This window comes from Rhizobacter sp. OV335, assembly GCF_900142965.1.
Classification (GTDB): domain Bacteria; phylum Pseudomonadota; class Gammaproteobacteria; order Burkholderiales; family Burkholderiaceae_C; genus Rhizobacter.
In genome coordinates this window covers 1-17,499 of record NZ_FRCQ01000051.1, presented here as the reverse complement: position 1 = coordinate 17,499, position 17,499 = coordinate 1, and the positions used below count along the sequence as shown (strand labels likewise).

13 protein-coding genes, 1 tRNA gene and 1 pseudogene are annotated in these 17,499 nt (G+C 64.1%); 1 reads left to right on the top strand and 14 read right to left on the bottom strand.

Annotation, left to right across the window (positions count from 1 at the left end):
* The 4 genes from BUE42_RS30535 to rpsL all read right to left on the bottom strand — a co-directional run.
* On the bottom strand, positions 1-578 hold a 578-nt coding region (locus BUE42_RS30535), incomplete at its 3' end, for a GTP-binding protein (protein ID WP_143171689.1).
* A gap of 127 nt (positions 579-705) precedes the next feature.
* A complete protein-coding gene (gene fusA, locus BUE42_RS30530) occupies positions 706-2,808 on the bottom strand; it encodes an elongation factor G (protein WP_073469172.1) in 2,103 nt (700 codons plus the stop codon).
* Positions 2,809-2,886: 78 nt separating this feature from the next.
* Complete coding sequence (gene rpsG, locus BUE42_RS30525; protein WP_056813848.1) at positions 2,887-3,357, bottom strand: 30S ribosomal protein S7; 471 nt, start codon at positions 3,355-3,357, stop codon at positions 2,887-2,889.
* 177 nt (positions 3,358-3,534) lie between these two features.
* Entirely contained in the window at positions 3,535-3,915 is a 381-nt protein-coding gene (gene rpsL / locus BUE42_RS30520; protein ID WP_047510966.1) for a 30S ribosomal protein S12, read from the bottom strand.
* 314 nt (positions 3,916-4,229) lie between these two features.
* Here rpsL and BUE42_RS30515 point away from each other — a divergent pair, with 314 nt between their 5' ends.
* On the top strand, positions 4,230-4,670 hold the full coding sequence (locus tag BUE42_RS30515; RefSeq protein WP_083614800.1) for a PIN domain-containing protein: 441 nt from the start codon (positions 4,230-4,232) through the stop codon (positions 4,668-4,670).
* Between the two features lie 44 nt (positions 4,671-4,714).
* Here BUE42_RS30515 and rpoC read toward each other — a convergent pair whose 3' ends face one another.
* The 10 genes and pseudogenes from rpoC to tuf all read right to left on the bottom strand — a co-directional run.
* Positions 4,715-8,932: a DNA-directed RNA polymerase subunit beta' gene (gene rpoC, locus BUE42_RS30510; protein ID WP_073469168.1), complete on the bottom strand. Its 4,218-nt coding sequence runs from the start codon at positions 8,930-8,932 to the stop codon at positions 4,715-4,717.
* A gap of 17 nt (positions 8,933-8,949) precedes the next feature.
* A complete protein-coding gene (rpoB, locus tag BUE42_RS30505; RefSeq protein WP_073469166.1) occupies positions 8,950-13,074 on the bottom strand; it encodes a DNA-directed RNA polymerase subunit beta in 4,125 nt (1,374 codons plus the stop codon).
* A 311-nt stretch (positions 13,075-13,385) separates the two neighbouring features.
* Positions 13,386-13,766 carry a 50S ribosomal protein L7/L12 gene (gene rplL / locus BUE42_RS30500; RefSeq protein WP_073469164.1) on the bottom strand — a complete coding sequence of 127 codons (381 nt, stop codon included), beginning with the start codon at positions 13,764-13,766 and terminating at the stop codon, positions 13,386-13,388.
* Positions 13,767-13,807: 41 nt separating this feature from the next.
* On the bottom strand, positions 13,808-14,335 hold the full coding sequence (rplJ, locus tag BUE42_RS30495) for a 50S ribosomal protein L10 (RefSeq protein ID WP_073469174.1): 528 nt from the start codon (positions 14,333-14,335) through the stop codon (positions 13,808-13,810).
* Positions 14,336-14,611: 276 nt separating this feature from the next.
* Positions 14,612-15,322, bottom strand: coding sequence for a 50S ribosomal protein L1 (gene rplA / locus BUE42_RS30490; RefSeq protein ID WP_073469162.1), 711 nt, complete (start codon positions 15,320-15,322; stop codon positions 14,612-14,614).
* A 2-nt stretch (positions 15,323-15,324) separates the two neighbouring features.
* Positions 15,325-15,756, bottom strand: a complete 432-nt coding sequence (gene rplK, locus BUE42_RS30485) for a 50S ribosomal protein L11 (RefSeq protein ID WP_047510949.1) — start codon at positions 15,754-15,756, stop codon at positions 15,325-15,327.
* Positions 15,757-15,922: 166 nt separating this feature from the next.
* Positions 15,923-16,522, bottom strand: coding sequence for a transcription termination/antitermination protein NusG (gene nusG / locus BUE42_RS30480; RefSeq protein WP_073469160.1), 600 nt, complete (start codon positions 16,520-16,522; stop codon positions 15,923-15,925).
* Between the two features lie 10 nt (positions 16,523-16,532).
* Entirely contained in the window at positions 16,533-16,916 is a 384-nt protein-coding gene (gene secE / locus BUE42_RS30475; protein ID WP_073469157.1) for a preprotein translocase subunit SecE, read from the bottom strand.
* A 111-nt stretch (positions 16,917-17,027) separates the two neighbouring features.
* A tRNA-Trp gene (locus tag BUE42_RS30470) sits at positions 17,028-17,103 on the bottom strand.
* An 18-nt stretch (positions 17,104-17,121) separates the two neighbouring features.
* Positions 17,122-17,499: pseudogene (gene tuf, locus BUE42_RS30465) on the bottom strand (elongation factor Tu); the annotation flags it as partial.

Below are 17,499 nucleotides of genomic sequence, written 5' to 3'. Positions count from 1 at the left end.
TTCAGGATCGCGCCTTCGCCCAGCTCGCCCTTGTCGCCTTCCATCGCCAGCTTCGCGCTGCCGTGGATGATCGGCGTCTTGTCGCCCGGGAAGTCGTACTTGTCCAGCAGCTCGCGGACTTCCATCTCGACGAGCTCCAGCAGCTCGGCGTCATCGACCATGTCGCACTTGTTCATGAACACGATGATGTACGGCACGCCGACCTGGCGGGCCAGCAGGATGTGTTCGCGCGTCTGCGGCATCGGGCCGTCAGCGGCCGACACCACCAGGATCGCGCCGTCCATCTGCGCCGCACCCGTGATCATGTTCTTCACGTAGTCGGCGTGCCCCGGGCAGTCGACGTGCGCGTAGTGGCGGTTCGCGGTCTCGTACTCGACGTGCGCCGTGTTGATCGTGATGCCGCGGGCCTTTTCTTCCGGCGCCGCATCGATCTGGTCGTACGCCTTCGCTTCGCCGCCGAACTTCGCCGACAGCACCGTCGTGATCGCCGCCGTCAGCGTCGTCTTCCCATGGTCCACGTGACCAATCGTGCCCACGTTCACGTGCGGCTTGGTCCGCTCGAATTTGCCTTTTGCCATTTCAGATTCTCCGTATCAAAGAGCACTTCCAGTGCTGGGTTTAAGGTTTCCGTCGCCCACTGGTTTCGCGCGCCACTGGCATCGCGCGAAGCAGGCGACGAAGACCGGCTTCGTCTAACTGACTGAATTACTTGCCGCGTGCGGTGATGATCGCGTCGGCCACGTTCTTCGGAGCTTCGCTGTAGTGCTTGAACTCCATCGTGTACGTGGCACGGCCTTGCGACATCGAGCGCAGCGTGGTCGAGTAGCCGAACATTTCCGACAGCGGAACCTCGGCCTTGATGACCTTGCCGCCGCCGGGCATGTCGTCCATGCCCTGCACCATGCCACGGCGGGATGACAGGTCACCCATCACGTTGCCGGCGTAGTCTTCCGGGGTCTCGACCTCGACGGCCATCATCGGCTCGAGGATCACCGGGCTGGCCTTGCGGCAACCGTCCTTGAAGCCCAGCGACGCGGCCATCTTGAACGCGTTTTCGTTCGAGTCGACTTCGTGGTACGAACCGAAGATCAGCGTGACCTTCACGTCGACCACCGGGAAGCCGGCCAGCACGCCGTTCGGCAGCGAGTCTTCGACGCCCTTGCGCACCGCGGGGATGAATTCGCGCGGCACGACGCCGCCCTTGATCGCGTCGACGAACTCGAAGCCCTTGCCCGGCTCCTGCGGTTCGATGTTCAGCACGACGTGGCCGTACTGGCCCTTGCCGCCCGACTGACGCACGAACTTGCCTTCGACGTCGGTCGCCGCCTTGCGGATCGTCTCGCGGTAGGCCACCTGCGGCTTGCCGACGTTGGCTTCCACGCCGAATTCGCGCTTCATGCGGTCGACGATGATTTCCAGGTGGAGCTCGCCCATGCCGGAAATGATGGTCTGGCCCGATTCTTCGTCGGTGCGCACGCGGAACGACGGGTCTTCCTGGGCCAGGCGGCCGAGGGCGATGCCCATCTTTTCCTGGTCGGCCTTGGTCTTCGGCTCGACGGCCTGCGAGATCACCGGCTCCGGGAAGATCATCTTCTCGAGCGTGATGATGGCTTCCGGATCGCACAGCGTTTCGCCGGTCGTCACGTCTTTCAGGCCCACGCAGGCGGCGATGTCGCCGGCCAGGATTTCCTTGATTTCTTCACGCTGGTTGGCGTGCATCTGCAGGATCCGGCCGATGCGCTCTTTCTTGCCGCGGATCGGGTTGTAGACCGAGTCGCCCGACTTCAGCACGCCCGAGTAGACGCGCACGAAGGTCAGCTGGCCGACGTACGGGTCGGTCATCAGCTTGAAGGCCAGCGCGGCGAACTTCTCGCTGTCGTCGGCCTTGCGGGTCGTGTCCTTGTCGTCTTCGTCGTGGCCCGGCACCGGCGGGATGTCGATCGGCGACGGCATGAAGTCGATCACGGCGTCGAGCATGCGCTGCACGCCCTTGTTCTTGAACGCGGTGCCGCACAGCATCGGCTGGATCTCGGACGCGATCGTGCGCGTGCGGATGCCCAGCTTGATCTCGGTTTCGCTCAGGTCGCCCGACTCGAGGTACTTGTTCATCAGGTCTTCGCTGGATTCAGCGGCGGCCTCGATCATGTTCTCGCGCCACTTCTTGGCGTCGGCCAGCAGCTCGGCCGGGATTTCCTTGTATTCGAACTTCATGCCCTGCGAGGCTTCGTCCCAGATGATCGCCTTCATCTTGATCAGGTCGATCACGCCGGTGAAGTTGTCTTCGGCGCCGATCGGAATCACGATGGGCACCGGGTTCGCCTTCAGGCGGACCTTCATCTGGTCGTAGACCTTGTAGAAGTTCGCGCCGGTGCGGTCCATCTTGTTGACGAACGCGAGGCGGGGCACCTTGTACTTGTTGGCCTGGCGCCAGACGGTTTCCGACTGGGGCTGCACGCCGCCCACGGCGCAGTACACCATGCAGGCGCCGTCGAGCACGCGCATCGAGCGCTCGACTTCAATCGTGAAGTCGACGTGCCCAGGGGTGTCGATGATGTTGATGCGGTGCTCGGGGTGGTTGAGCTCCATGCCCTTCCAGAAGCAGGTCGTCGCGGCCGACGTGATCGTGATGCCGCGCTCTTGCTCCTGCTCCATCCAGTCCATCGTGGCGGCGCCATCGTGCACTTCACCGATCTTGTGATTCACACCCGTGTAGAACAGGATGCGCTCGGTGGTCGTGGTCTTGCCGGCGTCGATGTGGGCCGAGATGCCGATGTTGCGATAGCGCTCGATGGGGGTCTTGCGGGCCATGATGGCACTCCAAATGCAGGGGCCGCTCGCGGGTTCGTGGAAACCCGAAGAGCGGCCGGGGGACTGGGGACTTCGGTCTTAGAAGCGGAAGTGCGAGAACGCCTTGTTGGCGTCCGCCATGCGGTGCACTTCATCGCGCTTCTTCATCGCGCCGCCGCGGCCTTCGACGGCCTCCAGCAGTTCGTTCGCGAGGCGCTGGGCCATCGACTTCTCGCCGCGCTTGCGGGCCGATTCCTTCAGCCAGCGCATGGCCAGGGCCACGCGGCGGACGGGGCGAACTTCCACGGGAACTTGGTAGTTCGCACCGCCGACGCGGCGTGACTTCACTTCGACCATCGGCTTGATGTTGTTCAGCGCGACCGTGAAGATCTCCAGCGGGTCCTTGCCCGACTTCTTTTCGACCTGCTCCAGCGCACCGTAGATGATGCGTTCGGCGACAGCCTTCTTGCCGGACTCCATGATCACGTTCATGAACTTGGAGAGGTCAACCGAACCGAATTTCGGATCGGGGAGGATCTCACGCTTGGGTACTTCGCGACGACGAGGCATTTCTCTTCCTTTTTTCTTCAGTTGGCACGGGCATCGCTGCCTGCACCGCGGTCACCACGAAGGCGCTTTCGGCACCCGGGCTTCCACTTACTCGGCCCGGCGGGATCTGCACCCGCCGCAACCGCGACACGCCATGCCGGAGACTGAACTCCTGCGATGACGACTAGACGAACCAGCTTACTTGCCGGCCTTCGGACGCTTCGCGCCGTACTTGGAGCGCGACTGCTTGCGGTCTTTCACGCCTTGCAAGTCGAGCGAGCCGCGCACGATGTGGTAGCGAACACCCGGCAGATCCTTCACGCGGCCGCCGCGCACGAGCACGACGCTGTGCTCTTGCAGGTTGTGGCCTTCGCCGCCGATGTAGGAAATGATCTCGAACCCGTTGGTCAGGCGAATCTTGGCCACTTTACGCAGCGCCGAATTCGGCTTCTTCGGGGTGGTGGTGTACACGCGGGTGCACACACCGCGGCGCTGGGGTCCACCCTGCAGCGCCGGGGATTTGGACTTCGTCTTCTCGACCTCACGGCCGAGACGAACGAGTTGATTGATGGTTGGCATGTTGGTAACTTGTTCCCGTTTGAAGTCACTGCCCTGACACCCAGAACTCAGAGCATTTCTGAAATTCCTGAGGTCAGGCCACTCTCGGAAGAAGCGTCACGCCCTCCCCGGGCGTGTGGCCGAACGATGGAACCGCGAGGCTGCGGGATCGTTGACCGCCCGATCGACTGGCTGATGAACCTGATGGATCCACAAGCCTTGCCGACAAAAGAGCGAAGCAGAATCTGCCGAAAAGCCTGCGATTATATTCGTAGCCCCGTACCGCCGCAAGCGAGGGCTTGATGGCTTGTCACTCGAGTCCGATGACCTCACCCATGTTCCGCTTCGATCCGCCCCGTGCCGTGCTCGACACCAACGTCGTTCTCGACTGGCTGGTGTTCGCCAATCCGGCCGTCGCGCCGATCAGCCAGGCGGTCGAAAGCGGCCGGCTTCGGTGGGTCGCCACCACGGAGATGCAGGCCGAAATGGCCGAGGTGCTGCGCCGCGGGCTGCCTCGCAACCCGACGCTGAATACCGATCGCATATGGTCAACATGGAGTGCATGCGCTCACATTGAAGACATTCCACCGCCCGCTGGCCTGGCCGCCCCGCTGCGCTGCACCGACCCCGACGACCAGAAGTTCATCGACTTCGCGCTGCACCGCGCCGACTGGTTGTTCACCCGCGACCGCGCAGTGCTGCGGCTCGCCCGGCGCGCGCTTCCGCGCGGCCTGGCGATCCTGACGCCCGAAGCCTGGACCGCGCCGCCGAAATAAAAAAGGGCGGCCGAAGCCGCCCTTTCTGCTCACGCAGCAATCACTTACTCGGTGGCATCGCCACCGGCTTCCGCCGGTGCTTCCTGCACGGAAGCGAATTCCTCCGCCTCCTGCATCGCGATCGCGCGGCGTTCCGCGTCGTCCATCTCTTCCTTGACGCGGCGTGCGTCGTGGAAGGCCATGCCGGTACCGGCCGGGATCAGGCGACCGACGATCACGTTCTCCTTCAGGCCACGCAGCTCGTCGCGCTTGCCCATGATGGCAGCCTCGGTGAGCACGCGGGTGGTTTCCTGGAAGGACGCGGCCGAGATGAAGCTGTCGGTCGACAGCGACGCCTTCGTGATGCCCAGCAGCACGTCGGCGTGGGTCGCCACGATCTTGCCTTCGGCCACCATGCGGTCGTTGGTGTCCAGCAGCTCCGAACGCTCGACCTGCTCACCGAGGATGTACGCGGTCTCGCCCGGGTTGACGATCTGCACGCGGCGCAGCATCTGGCGAACGATCACCTCGATGTGCTTGTCGTTGATCTTCACGCCCTGCAGACGGTAGACGTCCTGCACTTCGTCGACGATGTAGCGCGCCAGTTCCTCGATGCCCAGCAGGCGCAGGATGTCCTGCGGATCGGCCGGACCGTCGACGATCGACTCGCCCTTGTTGACCACCTGGCCTTCGTGGACCACGATGTTCTTTTCCTTCGGGACGAGCTCTTCGTAGACCTTGCCTTCCGGATCGGTGATCTGCAGGCGAACCTTGCCCTTGGTCTCCTTGCCGAACGACACCGTGCCGGTCATCTCGGCCAGCGTGCCCTTGTCCTTCGGGCTGCGCGCCTCGAAGAGCTCGGCCACGCGCGGCAGACCGCCGGTGATGTCGCGCGTCTTCTGGCCTTCGACCGGAATACGCGCCAGCACTTCGCCCGGCGCCAGGTCCTGGCCATCGCGGATCTGGACCAGCGAGCCGATCGGGAAGCCGATCGTCACCGAGTGATCGGTGCCGGGGATCTTCACTTCGTTGCCGCTGGCGTCCAGCAGCTTGACCTGCGGACGCACCACCTTGGTCGCGCCGCGGCGCTTCGGGTCGATCACGACCAGCGTCGACAGGCCGGTCACTTCGTCGAGCTGCTTGGCGACCGTGACACCTTCCTCGACGTTCTCGAACTTCGCCTTGCCGGCGAATTCCGTGATGATCGGGCGCGTCAGCGGATCCCAGTTCGCCAGCACCGTGCCAGCCTTCAGCTGCTGGTCGGGCTTGATGTTCAGGATCGCGCCGTACGGCACCTTGTGGCGCTCACGCTCGCGACCGTGCTGGTCCGCGATGATGATTTCGCCCGAGCGCGAGATCACGACCAGGTCGCCCTTGCCGTTGGTCACGTAGCGCATCGTCGAGTTGAAGCCGATGTGGCCATCGGACTTCGCATCGACGCTCGATGCCACCGCCGCACGCGAAGCCGCGCCGCCGATGTGGAACGTGCGCATCGTCAGCTGCGTGCCCGGTTCGCCGATCGACTGCGCCGCGATCACGCCGACCGCTTCGCCGCGGTTCACCAGGCCGCCACGGCCCAGGTCGCGGCCGTAGCACTTGCCGCACAGGCCGAAGCGCGTACCGCAGGTCAGCGCGGTGCGCACCTTCACTTCGTCGACGCCGGCGGCTTCGAGGCCGTCGAGTGCATCTTCGTCGAGCATGGTGCCGCCGGTCAGCAGCTGTTCACCCGTTTCCGGGTGCTGCACTTCGATCGCGGTGACGCGGCCGAGGATGCGGTCGCGCAGCGATTCGATCACTTCGCCGCCTTCGACCAGCGCGCGCATGTTGATGCCGTTCTGCGTACCGCAGTCGTCCGCGGTGACCACCAGATCCTGCGTCACGTCGACCAGTCGACGCGTCAGGTAGCCGGAGTTCGCCGTCTTCAGCGCCGTGTCCGCGAGGCCCTTGCGGGCGCCGTGGGTGGAGATGAAGTACTGCAGCACGTTCAGGCCTTCACGGAAGTTCGCCGTGATGGGCGTCTCGATGATCGAGCCGTCCGGCTTGGCCATCAGGCCGCGCATGCCGGCCAGCTGGCGGATCTGCGCCGCGGAGCCGCGCGCACCCGAGTCGGCCATCATGTAGATGGAGTTGAACGACTCCTGGTCGACTTCCTTGCCGTGGCGGTCCAGCACGCGCTGCTTGGCGAGCTGGCTCATCATGACCTTGCCGACTTCGTCGCCGGTCTTGCCCCAGATGTCGACCACCTTGTTGTAGCGCTCGCCGGCGGTGACGAGACCCGAGACGTACTGCTGCTCGATCTCCTTCACTTCCTTCTCGGCGCGCTCGATCAGGCCCGGCTTTTCCTTCGGCACGAGCATGTCGTCGATCGCGATCGAGATGCCGGCGCGCGTGGCCAGGCGGAAGCCCGCCTGCAGCAGCTTGTCAGCGAACACGACCGTTTCCTTCAGACCGCACTTGCGGAACGAGGTGTTGATCAGGCGCGAGATTTCCTTCTTCTTCAGCGCCTTGTTGATGTTCGAGAACGGCAGGCCCTTCGGCAGGATCTCGGACAGCAGCGCACGGCCGACCGTGGTGTCGACGAGCTTGGTTTCCGACACGAACTCGCCGGTCGCCTTGTTCTTCGTCCACTCGGTCAGGCGCACGGCGATGCGCGCGGTGACCTCGACCGCGGCGTTGTCCAGCGCGCGCTGCACTTCGACGACGTCGGAGAAGATGATGCCTTCGCCCTTGCCGTTGATGCGCTCGCGGGTGGCGTAGTACAGGCCCAGCACCACGTCTTGCGACGGCACGATCGACGGTTCGCCGTTGGCCGGGAACAGCACGTTGTTGGACGCCAGCATCAGCGTGCGGGCTTCCATCTGCGCTTCGATCGACAGCGGCACGTGGACGGCCATCTGGTCACCGTCGAAGTCGGCGTTGAACGCAGCGCACACCAGCGGGTGCAGCTGGATCGCCTTGCCTTCGATCAGCACCGGCTCGAACGCCTGGATGCCCAGGCGGTGCAGCGTCGGCGCGCGGTTCAGCATGACCGGGTGTTCCTTGATGACTTCTTCAAGGATGTCCCAGACCACCGGCGTGCCCGATTCCACTTCCTTCTTCGCCGCCTTGATGGTGGTGGCGATGCCCATGGCTTCGAGGCGCGAGAAGATGAACGGCTTGAACAGCTCGAGCGCCATCAGCTTCGGCAGGCCGCACTGGTGCAGCTTCAGCGTCGGGCCGACCACGATGACCGAACGGCCCGAGTAGTCGACGCGCTTGCCCAGCAGATTCTGGCGGAAGCGGCCGCTCTTGCCCTTGATCATGTCGGCCAGCGACTTCAGCGCGCGCTTGTTGGCACCGGTCATCGCCTTGCCGCGACGGCCGTTGTCCAGCAGCGAATCGACCGCTTCCTGCAGCATGCGCTTCTCGTTGCGCACGATGATCTCCGGCGCCTTCAGTTCGAGCAGGCGGGCCAGGCGGTTGTTGCGGTTGATGACGCGGCGGTAGAGGTCGTTCAGGTCCGACGTGGCGAAGCGCCCGCCGTCCAGCGGGACCAGCGGACGCAGGTCCGGCGGCAGCACCGGCAGCACGGTCATCACCATCCACTGCGGCTTGATGCCCGACTTCTTGAAGGCTTCCATCACCTTCAGGCGCTTGGAGTTCTTCTTGACCTTCAGCTCGGAGCCGGTCATGTCGCCGCGCAGGCGCTCGATCTCGACGTCGAGGTCCATCTCGGCCAGCAGCTTCTGCACGCCCTCGGCGCCCATCAGCGCGATGAACTCGTCGCCGAATTCGGTGCGCTTCGCGTCGTAGTCGTCTTCCGACATGATGCTGAACTTCTTCAGCGGGGTCATGCCGGGGTCGACCACCACGTAGGCTTCGAAGTACAGCACGCGCTCGATGTCGCGCAGCGTCATGTCGAGCACCAGGCCCAGGCGCGACGGCAGCGACTTCAGGAACCAGATGTGCGCGCACGGCGCGGCCAGGTCGATGTGGCCCATGCGGTCACGGCGAACCTTGGTCTGCGTCACTTCGACGCCGCACTTCTCGCAGATCACGCCACGGTGCTTCAGGCGCTTGTACTTGCCGCACAGGCACTCGTAGTCCTTGATCGGGCCGAAGATCTTGGCGCAGAACAGGCCATCGCGTTCCGGCTTGAAGGTGCGGTAGTTGATGGTCTCCGGCTTCTTCACTTCGCCGAAGGACCAGGACCGAATTTTCTCGGGCGAAGCCAGTCCGATCTTGATGGCATCGAAATGCTCATCAGGGGTGAACTGGCGGAACAGATCAAGCAAACCCTTCATGTTCTGTTTCCTTTTCTTTAGTTGCGCTCGAGCTCGATGTCGATACCGAGCGAACGAATTTCCTTCACCAGCACGTTGAACGATTCCGGCATGCCGGCTTCGATCGCGTGCTCGCCCTTGACGATGGACTCGTAGACCTTGGTGCGGCCGTTCACGTCATCGGACTTGACGGTCAGCATCTCCTGCAGCACGTAAGACGCGCCGTAGGCTTCCAGGGCCCAGACTTCCATTTCGCCGAAGCGCTGGCCACCGAACTGGGCCTTGCCGCCCAGCGGTTGCTGCGTGACCAGCGAGTACGGGCCGGTCGAGCGGGCGTGCATCTTGTCGTCGACCAGGTGGTGCAGCTTCAGCACATGCATGTAGCCGATCGTGACCGGACGCTCGAAAGCGTCGCCGGTGCGTCCGTCGTACAGCGTGGCCTGGGTGCGCGTCGCCGTCAGTCCCTTGACCTTGGCGATCTCGTCCGGGTAGGCCAGCTTCAGCATGCCGCGGATCTCCTCTTCGGCGGCGCCGTCGAACACCGGCGTCGCGAACGGCACGCCCTTGCTCAGGTTGGCCGCCATCTCGAGGATCTCGTCATCGCTCAGGTGGTCCAGGCGCTCGGTCTTGCCGCCCGACTTGTTGTACAGCTCGTCGAGGAACTTGCGCAGCTCGACCACCTTGGCCTGGGCCTGCAGCATGTCGCCGATGCGCTGGCCGATGCCCTTGCCGGCCCAGCCCAGGTGAACCTCGAGCACCTGCCCGACGTTCATCCGCGAGGGCACGCCCAGCGGGTTCAGCACGATGTCGCACGGCGTGCCGTCGGCCATGTGCGGCATGTCCTCGATCGGGTTGATCTTGGACACGACGCCCTTGTTGCCGTGGCGGCCGGCCATCTTGTCGCCCGGTTGCAGGCGGCGCTTGACGGCCAGGTACACCTTCACCATCTTCAGCACGCCGGCCGGCAGCTCGTCGCCCTGCGTCAGCTTCTTGCGCTTCTCTTCGAACGCGAGGTCGAAGCTGTGGCGCGTCTGCTCGAGCGAGTTCTTGATCGACTCGAGCTGGTTGGCCACTTCGTCGTCGGACGGGCGGATATCGAACCAGTGGTACTTCTCGACGCTGGCGAGGTACGCCTTGTCGATCGTCGTGCCCTTGGCGATCTTCTGCGGGCCGCCGTTGGCGACCTTGCCCGACAGCAGCTTCTCGATCCGGTCGAACGCGTCGGCCTCGACGATGCGCAGCTGGTCGTTCAGGTCGAGGCGGTAGCGCTTCAGCTCATCGTCGATGATCTGTTGCGCGCGCTTGTCGCGCGTGATGCCTTCGCGGGTGAAGACCTGCACGTCGATGACGGTGCCGCTGGTGCCCTGGTCGACGCGCAGCGAGGTGTCCTTCACGTCGGAAGCCTTCTCGCCGAAGATCGCGCGCAGCAGCTTCTCTTCCGGCGTCAGCGTGGTCTCGCCCTTCGGCGTGACCTTGCCCACCAGCGTGTCGCCCGGGTTGACCTCGGCGCCCACGTACACGATGCCCGATTCGTCCAGGCGAGCCAGTTGCTGCTCGCTCAGGTTCGGGATGTCGCGCGTGATTTCTTCGGAGCCCAGCTTGGTATCGCGCGCCATCACCACCAGTTCCTCGATGTGGATCGAGGTGTAGCGGTCGTCGGCGATCACGCGTTCGCTGATCAGGATCGAGTCTTCGAAGTTGTAGCCGTTCCAGGGCATGAACGCGACCAGCATGTTCTGGCCGAGCGCCAGCTCGCCGATGTCGGTCGAGGCGCCGTCGGCGATGATGTCCTCGGCCGAGACGGTGTCGCCGCGCTTGACGATCGGACGCTGGTGGATGTTCGTGTTCTGGTTCGAACGCTGGTACTTGATCAGGTTGTAGATGTCGACGCCGACTTCACCGGCCACCGTCTCGTTGTCGTTGACGCGGATCACGATGCGGTTGGTGTCGACGTAGTCCACGACACCGCCGCGGCGCGCGGCCACGACCGTGCCCGAGTCCTTCGCGGCGACGCGTTCGACACCGGTACCGACCAGCGCCTTCTCGGGGCGCAGCGTCGGCACGGCCTGGCGCTGCATGTTGGCGCCCATCAGTGCGCGGTTCGCATCGTCGTGCTCGAGGAACGGCACCAGCGAGGCGGCCACCGACACGATCTGCGTCGGCGCCACGTCCATGTACTGGATGCGTTCCGGCGAGGTCAGGATCGATTCGCCGTTGTCGCGCGCCGAGACCAGCTCGTCGATCAGCTTGCCGTCCGGGTCGAGCGAGGCGTTGGCCTGCGCGATCACGTACTTGCCTTCCTCGATGGCCGACAGGTAATCGATCTGCATCGTCACCTTGCCATCGGCCACGCGACGGTACGGCGTCTCGAGGAAACCGTATTCGTTGAGCTGCGCGTACAGGGCGAGCGAGTTGATCAGGCCGATGTTCGGGCCTTCCGGCGTCTCGATCGGGCACACGCGGCCGTAGTGGGTCGGGTGCACGTCGCGGACTTCGAAGCCGGCGCGTTCGCGGGTCAGGCCGCCCGGACCCAGGGCCGAGACACGACGCTTGTGCGTGATCTCGGACAGCGGGTTGGTCTGGTCCATGAACTGCGACAGCTGCGACGCACCGAAGAACTCCTTCAGCGCCGCGGAGATCGGCTTGGAGTTGATCAGGTCGTGCGGCATCAGCGCTTCGGTCTCGGCCTGGCCGAGGCGTTCCTTGACGGCCTTCTCGATCCGGGCGAGGCCCGAGCGGTACTGGTTCTCGGCCAGTTCGCCCACGCAGCGCACGCGACGGTTGCCCAGGTGGTCGATGTCATCGACCTCGCCGCGGCCGTTGCGCAGCTCGACGAGGATCTTCACGACGTCGAGGATGTCGTCGTTGGACAGCGTCATCGGGCCTTCCGGCACGTCGCGGCCGACCCGGGCGTTGAACTTCATGCGGCCGACGCGCGACAGGTCGTACGTGTCGCCGTTGTAGAACAGCCGGTTGAAGAGCGCTTCGACGGCGTCTTCGGTCGGCGGCTCGCCGGGGCGCATCATGCGGTAGATGGCGACGCGCGCGGCCAGCTGGTCGGCCGTTTCATCGGCGGCCAGGGTCTGCGAGATGTAGGCGCCTTCGTCCAGCTCGTTGGTGTAGAGACACTGCATCTCCTTCACACCGGCGGCGCGCAGCTTCTTCAGCAGCGAGTCGGTCAACTCGTCGTTCGCCTTCGCGATGATCTCGCCGGTGTCCGGGTCGACCATGTTGCGGGCCAGGAAGCGGCCCAGCAGGAAGTCTTCCGGCACGCTGATGAACTGCGTCTCGCTCTGCTCGATCTGGCGCGTGTGGCGCGCCGTGATGCGCTTGTCCTTCTCGACGACGACGGTGCCGTTCTTGTCGGTGATGTCGAAGCGGGCCACTTCGCCGCGCAGGCGGTCGGCGACGAACTCCATCTGGGCACCGGAGTCCATCAGGCGGAAGTTGTCGAACACGAAGAAGTTCGCGAGGATCGATTCCGGGTTCAGGCCGATGGCCTTCAGCAGGATCGTCACCGGCATCTTGCGGCGGCGGTCGACGCGGAAGTACAGGATGTCCTTCGGGTCGAACTCGAAGTCGAGCCAGGAGCCACGGTACGGAATGATGCGGGCGCTGAACAGCAGCTTGCCCGAGCTGTGGGTCTTGCCCTTGTCGTGCTCGAAGAACACGCCCGGCGAGCGGTGCAGCTGCGACACGATCACGCGCTCGGTGCCGTTCACGATGAACGAACCGTAGTCGGTCATGAGCGGCACTTCGCCCATGTAGACCTCTTGTTCCTTGATTTCCTTGACCGTCTTCGCCTGCGGCGACTCGCGGTCATAGATGATCATCTGCAGCTTGGCGCGCACCGCAGCGGCGTAGGTCAGGCCACGCTGCTGGCACTCCCGCGTGTCGAACGCAGGCTTGGCCATGTTGAACTCGATGAACTTCATCTCGACGAACCCGTTGTGCGACACGATCGGGAAAGCGGAGAGGAAAGCGGCCTGCAGGCCTTCAGGCTTGCGTTTCTGCGGAGCGACGTCCTTCTGGAGGAAGGCGACGTACGACTCCTTCTGCATCGTCAGCAGGTAGGGAACGTTGAGGACACTCTCGCGCTTGCCGAAGCTCTTGCGAATCCGCTTGCGCTCGGTGTAGCTGTAGGGGGTTGCGTGCTGCGCCATATGTGATTTCTCACTCCGTATCGGGGAACAGAGCCGGGCCCAGGCCTGCTCCCGTCGGCGACTGTCTTTCGAACATTGCGTTCGACGCTTGGTGGTTGGCCACTACCAACCGCTGGCGGACAACCCCGGCATTGCACCGGAGTCCGACCAAACCCGTTCTCTGCAGTCGGATCAGAGAACACTTGAAAAGGAGGGGAAGATCGACATTGTCGTTGCTCCCGCCTTTTCAGGTGCCCTCAGGGGGACAAACCCCTGAAGCGCAAAAGGCTGGGGCCGTGAATCGGCGCCCAGCCCGCTGCTGACCAGCCGAATTACTTGACTTCGGCCTTCGCGCCGGCGTCCACCAGCTTCTTGACAGCGGCTTCTGCGTCGGCCTTGGGCACGGCTTCCTTGACGGGCTTCGGAGCGCCGTCGACCAGGTCCTTGGCTTCCTTCAGGCCCAGGCCCGTCAGTTCGCGCACGGCCTTGATGACCGACACCTTGTTCGCGCCAGCTTCGAGCAGCATGACGTTGAACTCGGTCTTTTCTTCAACGACTGCAGCAGCAGCAGCACCGCCGCCGCCGCCACCGCCGGTGGCCATGGATGCGGCGGTCACGCCGAACTTCTCTTCGATGGCCTTGACCAGGTCGTTGAGTTCCATCACCGACATGCTGTCCAGCGAGGTCAGGAATGCGTCTTTATCGAATGCCATTTTGGTTCCTAGATATCAGGTAAAGGTTGAGAGGGTCGTCTTCAGGCCGGGACAGCTTCGGCGGCAGGCGCGGCTTGCGCACCCTCACCGCGTTGCTTGGCCAGGGCGGCCAGGACGGCGGCCGTGCGCTGCACCGGTGCCATGAGCAGGCCGGCCAGCTGCGACAGCAGCACTTCCTTGCTGGGAATGCTGGCCAGGGCCTTCACGCCGTCGGCGTTCAGGACCTTGCCGGCATAGGCGCCAGCCTTGATGACGAGCTTGTCGTTGCCCTTGGCAAAGTCAGCGATGACTTTGGCCGCAGCAACGGGGTCCTCGGAAAAACCGTAGATCAGCGGGCCGACGAAGCTTTCCGCGGCCACCTCGAACGACGTACCGGCAACGGCACGGCGAGCCAGGGTGTTCTTCAACACGTGAAGGTACACGCCCTTGTCGCGCGCCTGCTTGCGCAGGGTGTCAAGGTGAGCCACGGTGAGGCCACGGTACTCGGCCAGCGCCAACGTCTGTGAACGCGCGACTTGCGCGGCCACATCCGTCACCACGGCTGCTTTCTCGTTGCGATTGAGACTCAAGGTCTGCTCCTCACACATCGTGTCCGTCGACACCGTCGTTTCAAACGGCAGCCTCGGGACACACCACGATTCAGCGACCTCTGCCTTGGAACCAAAATTCCTTGCCAGTGGGATCGCCATCTGCGCGGGCGTCGGATCGGGTGTTCCCACCGTCTCGTCGATTAAGCGGCCAAAGCCGCGCCTGCGGTCTTGGATGGCCCGCTGCGACTTGCGCCGCAGCGGCCCACCAATTCATCGGACCGGCACCAGACTCGTGCCAGCCCTCGATCTGTCAGATCAGGCGGCCGTTGCCGACGCGTTGATCGACGTGATGTCCACGCGGGCACCCACGCCCATCGTCGACGACACCGCGACCTTGCGCAGGTAGATGCCCTTGCTCGACGCCGGCTTGGCCTTGTTGAGGGCCTCGATCAGCGCGCGCAGGTTGCCCACCAGCTTGTCGGAGTCGAACGAGCGACGGCCGATGGTGCTGTGGACGATACCGGCCTTGTCGACGCGGAACTGCACCTGGCCGGCCTTGGCGTTCTTCACTGCGGTGGCCACGTCGGGCGTCACGGTGCCGACCTTCGGGTTCGGCATCAGGCCGCGCGGGCCGAGGATCTGGCCGAGCGTACCGACGATGCGCATCGTGTCCGGCGAGGCGATCACGACGTCGAAGTTCAGGTTGCCGGCCTTCACTTGCTCGGCCAGGTCTTCCATGCCGACGATGTCGGCACCGGCGGCGCGGGCTTCTTCAGCCTTGGCACCCTGTGCGAACACCGCGACGCGCTTGGTCTTGCCGGTGCCGTTGGGCAGCACGACGGCGCCACGCACGACCTGGTCGGACTTCTTCGCGTCGATGCCGAGTTGCACGGCCACGTCGATGGATTCATCGAACTTGGCGACGGCGCATTCCTTGACGATCGCCAGCGCGTTGTCGAGGGCGTACAGCTTGGTGCTGTCGACCTTGCCAGCGGTGGCTTTTTGGCGTTTGGTCAGCTTGGCCATGCTCAGACTCCTTCAGTGGTCACGCCCATCGAGCGGGCGGTGCCGGCGATGGTGCGAACGGCGGCATCCATGTTGGCTGCCGTCAGGTCCTTGACCTTGGTCTTGGCGATCTCTTCGAGCTGGGCGCGCGTGATCTTGCCGACCTTGTCGGTGTGCGGCTTGGCCGAGCCCTTGTCGAGCTTGATCGCCTTCTTGATCAGCACGGTCGCCGGGGGCGACTTCATGATGAACGTGAAGGACTTGTCCGCGAACGCGGTGATCACGACCGGCAGCATCAGGCCGGGTTCCAGCCCCTGGGTCTGCGCGTTGAACGCCTTGCAGAACTCCATGATGTTCAGGCCGCGCTGGCCGAGGGCCGGGCCGATCGGGGGCGACGGGTTGGCCTTGCCGGCCGGGACTTGCAGCTTGATGAAGCCGACAATTTTCTTTGCCATGATTTCTCCAATGAGGCCTGTCTTGGCGGACCGGCCTTGAGTGCTAACGCAAGGGGCTGGTTACCCTTGCTCCTCGTACCGGTGTCTCGTCACCGGCATCAACGGGATGGCCTTCGGCAAGTCGCCTTGCCGGGCCGCCATCCACGGCCCGAATTCTTTCAGGCCGTCAGACCTTCTCGACTTGCGAGAAGTCGAGCTCGACCGGCGTGGCGCGGCCGAAGATCGTGACCGAGACGCGCACCTTCGACTTGTCGTAGTTGACGTCCTCGATCGCGCCGTTGAAGTCGGTGAACGGGCCTTCCTTGACACGCACCAGTTCGCCCACTTCCCACTCGACCTTCGGACGCGGCTTTTCGACGCCCTCTTGCATCTGGGTGACGATCTTCATCACCTCGGCTTCGGAGATCGGCGCCGGGCGGTTCTTCGCACCGCCGACGAAGCCGGTGACCTTGCTGGTGTGCTTCACCAGGTGCCAGGTGTCGTCGGCCATCTCCATCTCGACCAGCACGTAGCCCGGGAAGAAGCGGCGCTCGGTGACGGCCTTCTTGCCGTTCTTCAGCTCGACGACTTCTTCCATCGGCACCAGGATGCGGCCGAATTTTTCCTGCATGCCGGCGCGGTCGATGCGCTCGCGCAGGTTGCGTTCGACGGCCTTCTCCATGCCCGAATAGGCATGCACCACGTACCAGCGCTTGTTGCTGGGCGGTGCGACGACCGCGGGCACGGCGTCGGCAGCGGCTTGTTCGTTGGGCTGTTGTTCGCTCATCGGGATGTCCTCAACGCTTCCAGCCCAGGATCAGGTCGTACAGCACCCATTCGAGCGTCTTGTCGGTGAACCACAGGAAGAGGGCCATCACGACCACGAAGGCGAAGACGTACATCGTCATCTGCGTCGCTTCCTTGCGGCTCGGCCAGACGACCTTGCGGACTTCGCGCGACGAGTCCTGCCCGAAGGCGATCAGCTGCTTGCCGCTTTCCGACGTGAAGAACAGCGCGACCGCAGCCACCAGCAGCAGGATCAGCGCGCCGACGCGCAGCCACAGGTCCTGCTTGCCCAGCGCATAGAACGCCGCCACGGCCGCGATCACCAGCACGCCGGAAGCGGCGAGCTTGGCCTTGTCAGCACCCGTGGAGACGGTTTCGACTTGTGGATTCGACATTTCGCTCTTCAAAAAACACGTGCCGCTTTTCAGCAGCAAAGCCCGCCGGGACTGTTCGTCGCCGTGCGGGCTGCTTGGGCCACCAATCTCAACCCCACCAATTTCACCGATTGGCAGGGGCAGAGGGAATCGAACCCCCAACCTCTGGTTTTGGAGACCAGCGCTCTGCCAGTTGAGCTATACCCCTGTGGCCTTCAAACGCAAATTACTCGAGGATCTTGGCGACGACGCCGGCGCCGACGGTGCGGCCGCCTTCACGGATGGCGAAGCGCAGGCCTTCTTCCATCGCGATCGGGTTGATCAGCTTCACCGTGATGCTCACGTTGTCGCCAGGCATCACCATTTCCTTGTCCTTCGGCAGCTCCACCGCGCCGGTCACGTCCGTCGTGCGGAAGTAGAACTGCGGGCGGTAGTTGTTGAAGAACGGCGTGTGGCGGCCGCCTTCTTCCTTGCTCAGCACATACACCTCAGCGGTGAAGTGCGTGTGCGGCTTGATGCTGCCCGGCTTGCACAGCACTTGGCCGCGCTGCACGTCTTCGCGCTTGGTGCCGCGCAGCAGGATACCGACGTTGTCGCCCGCTTG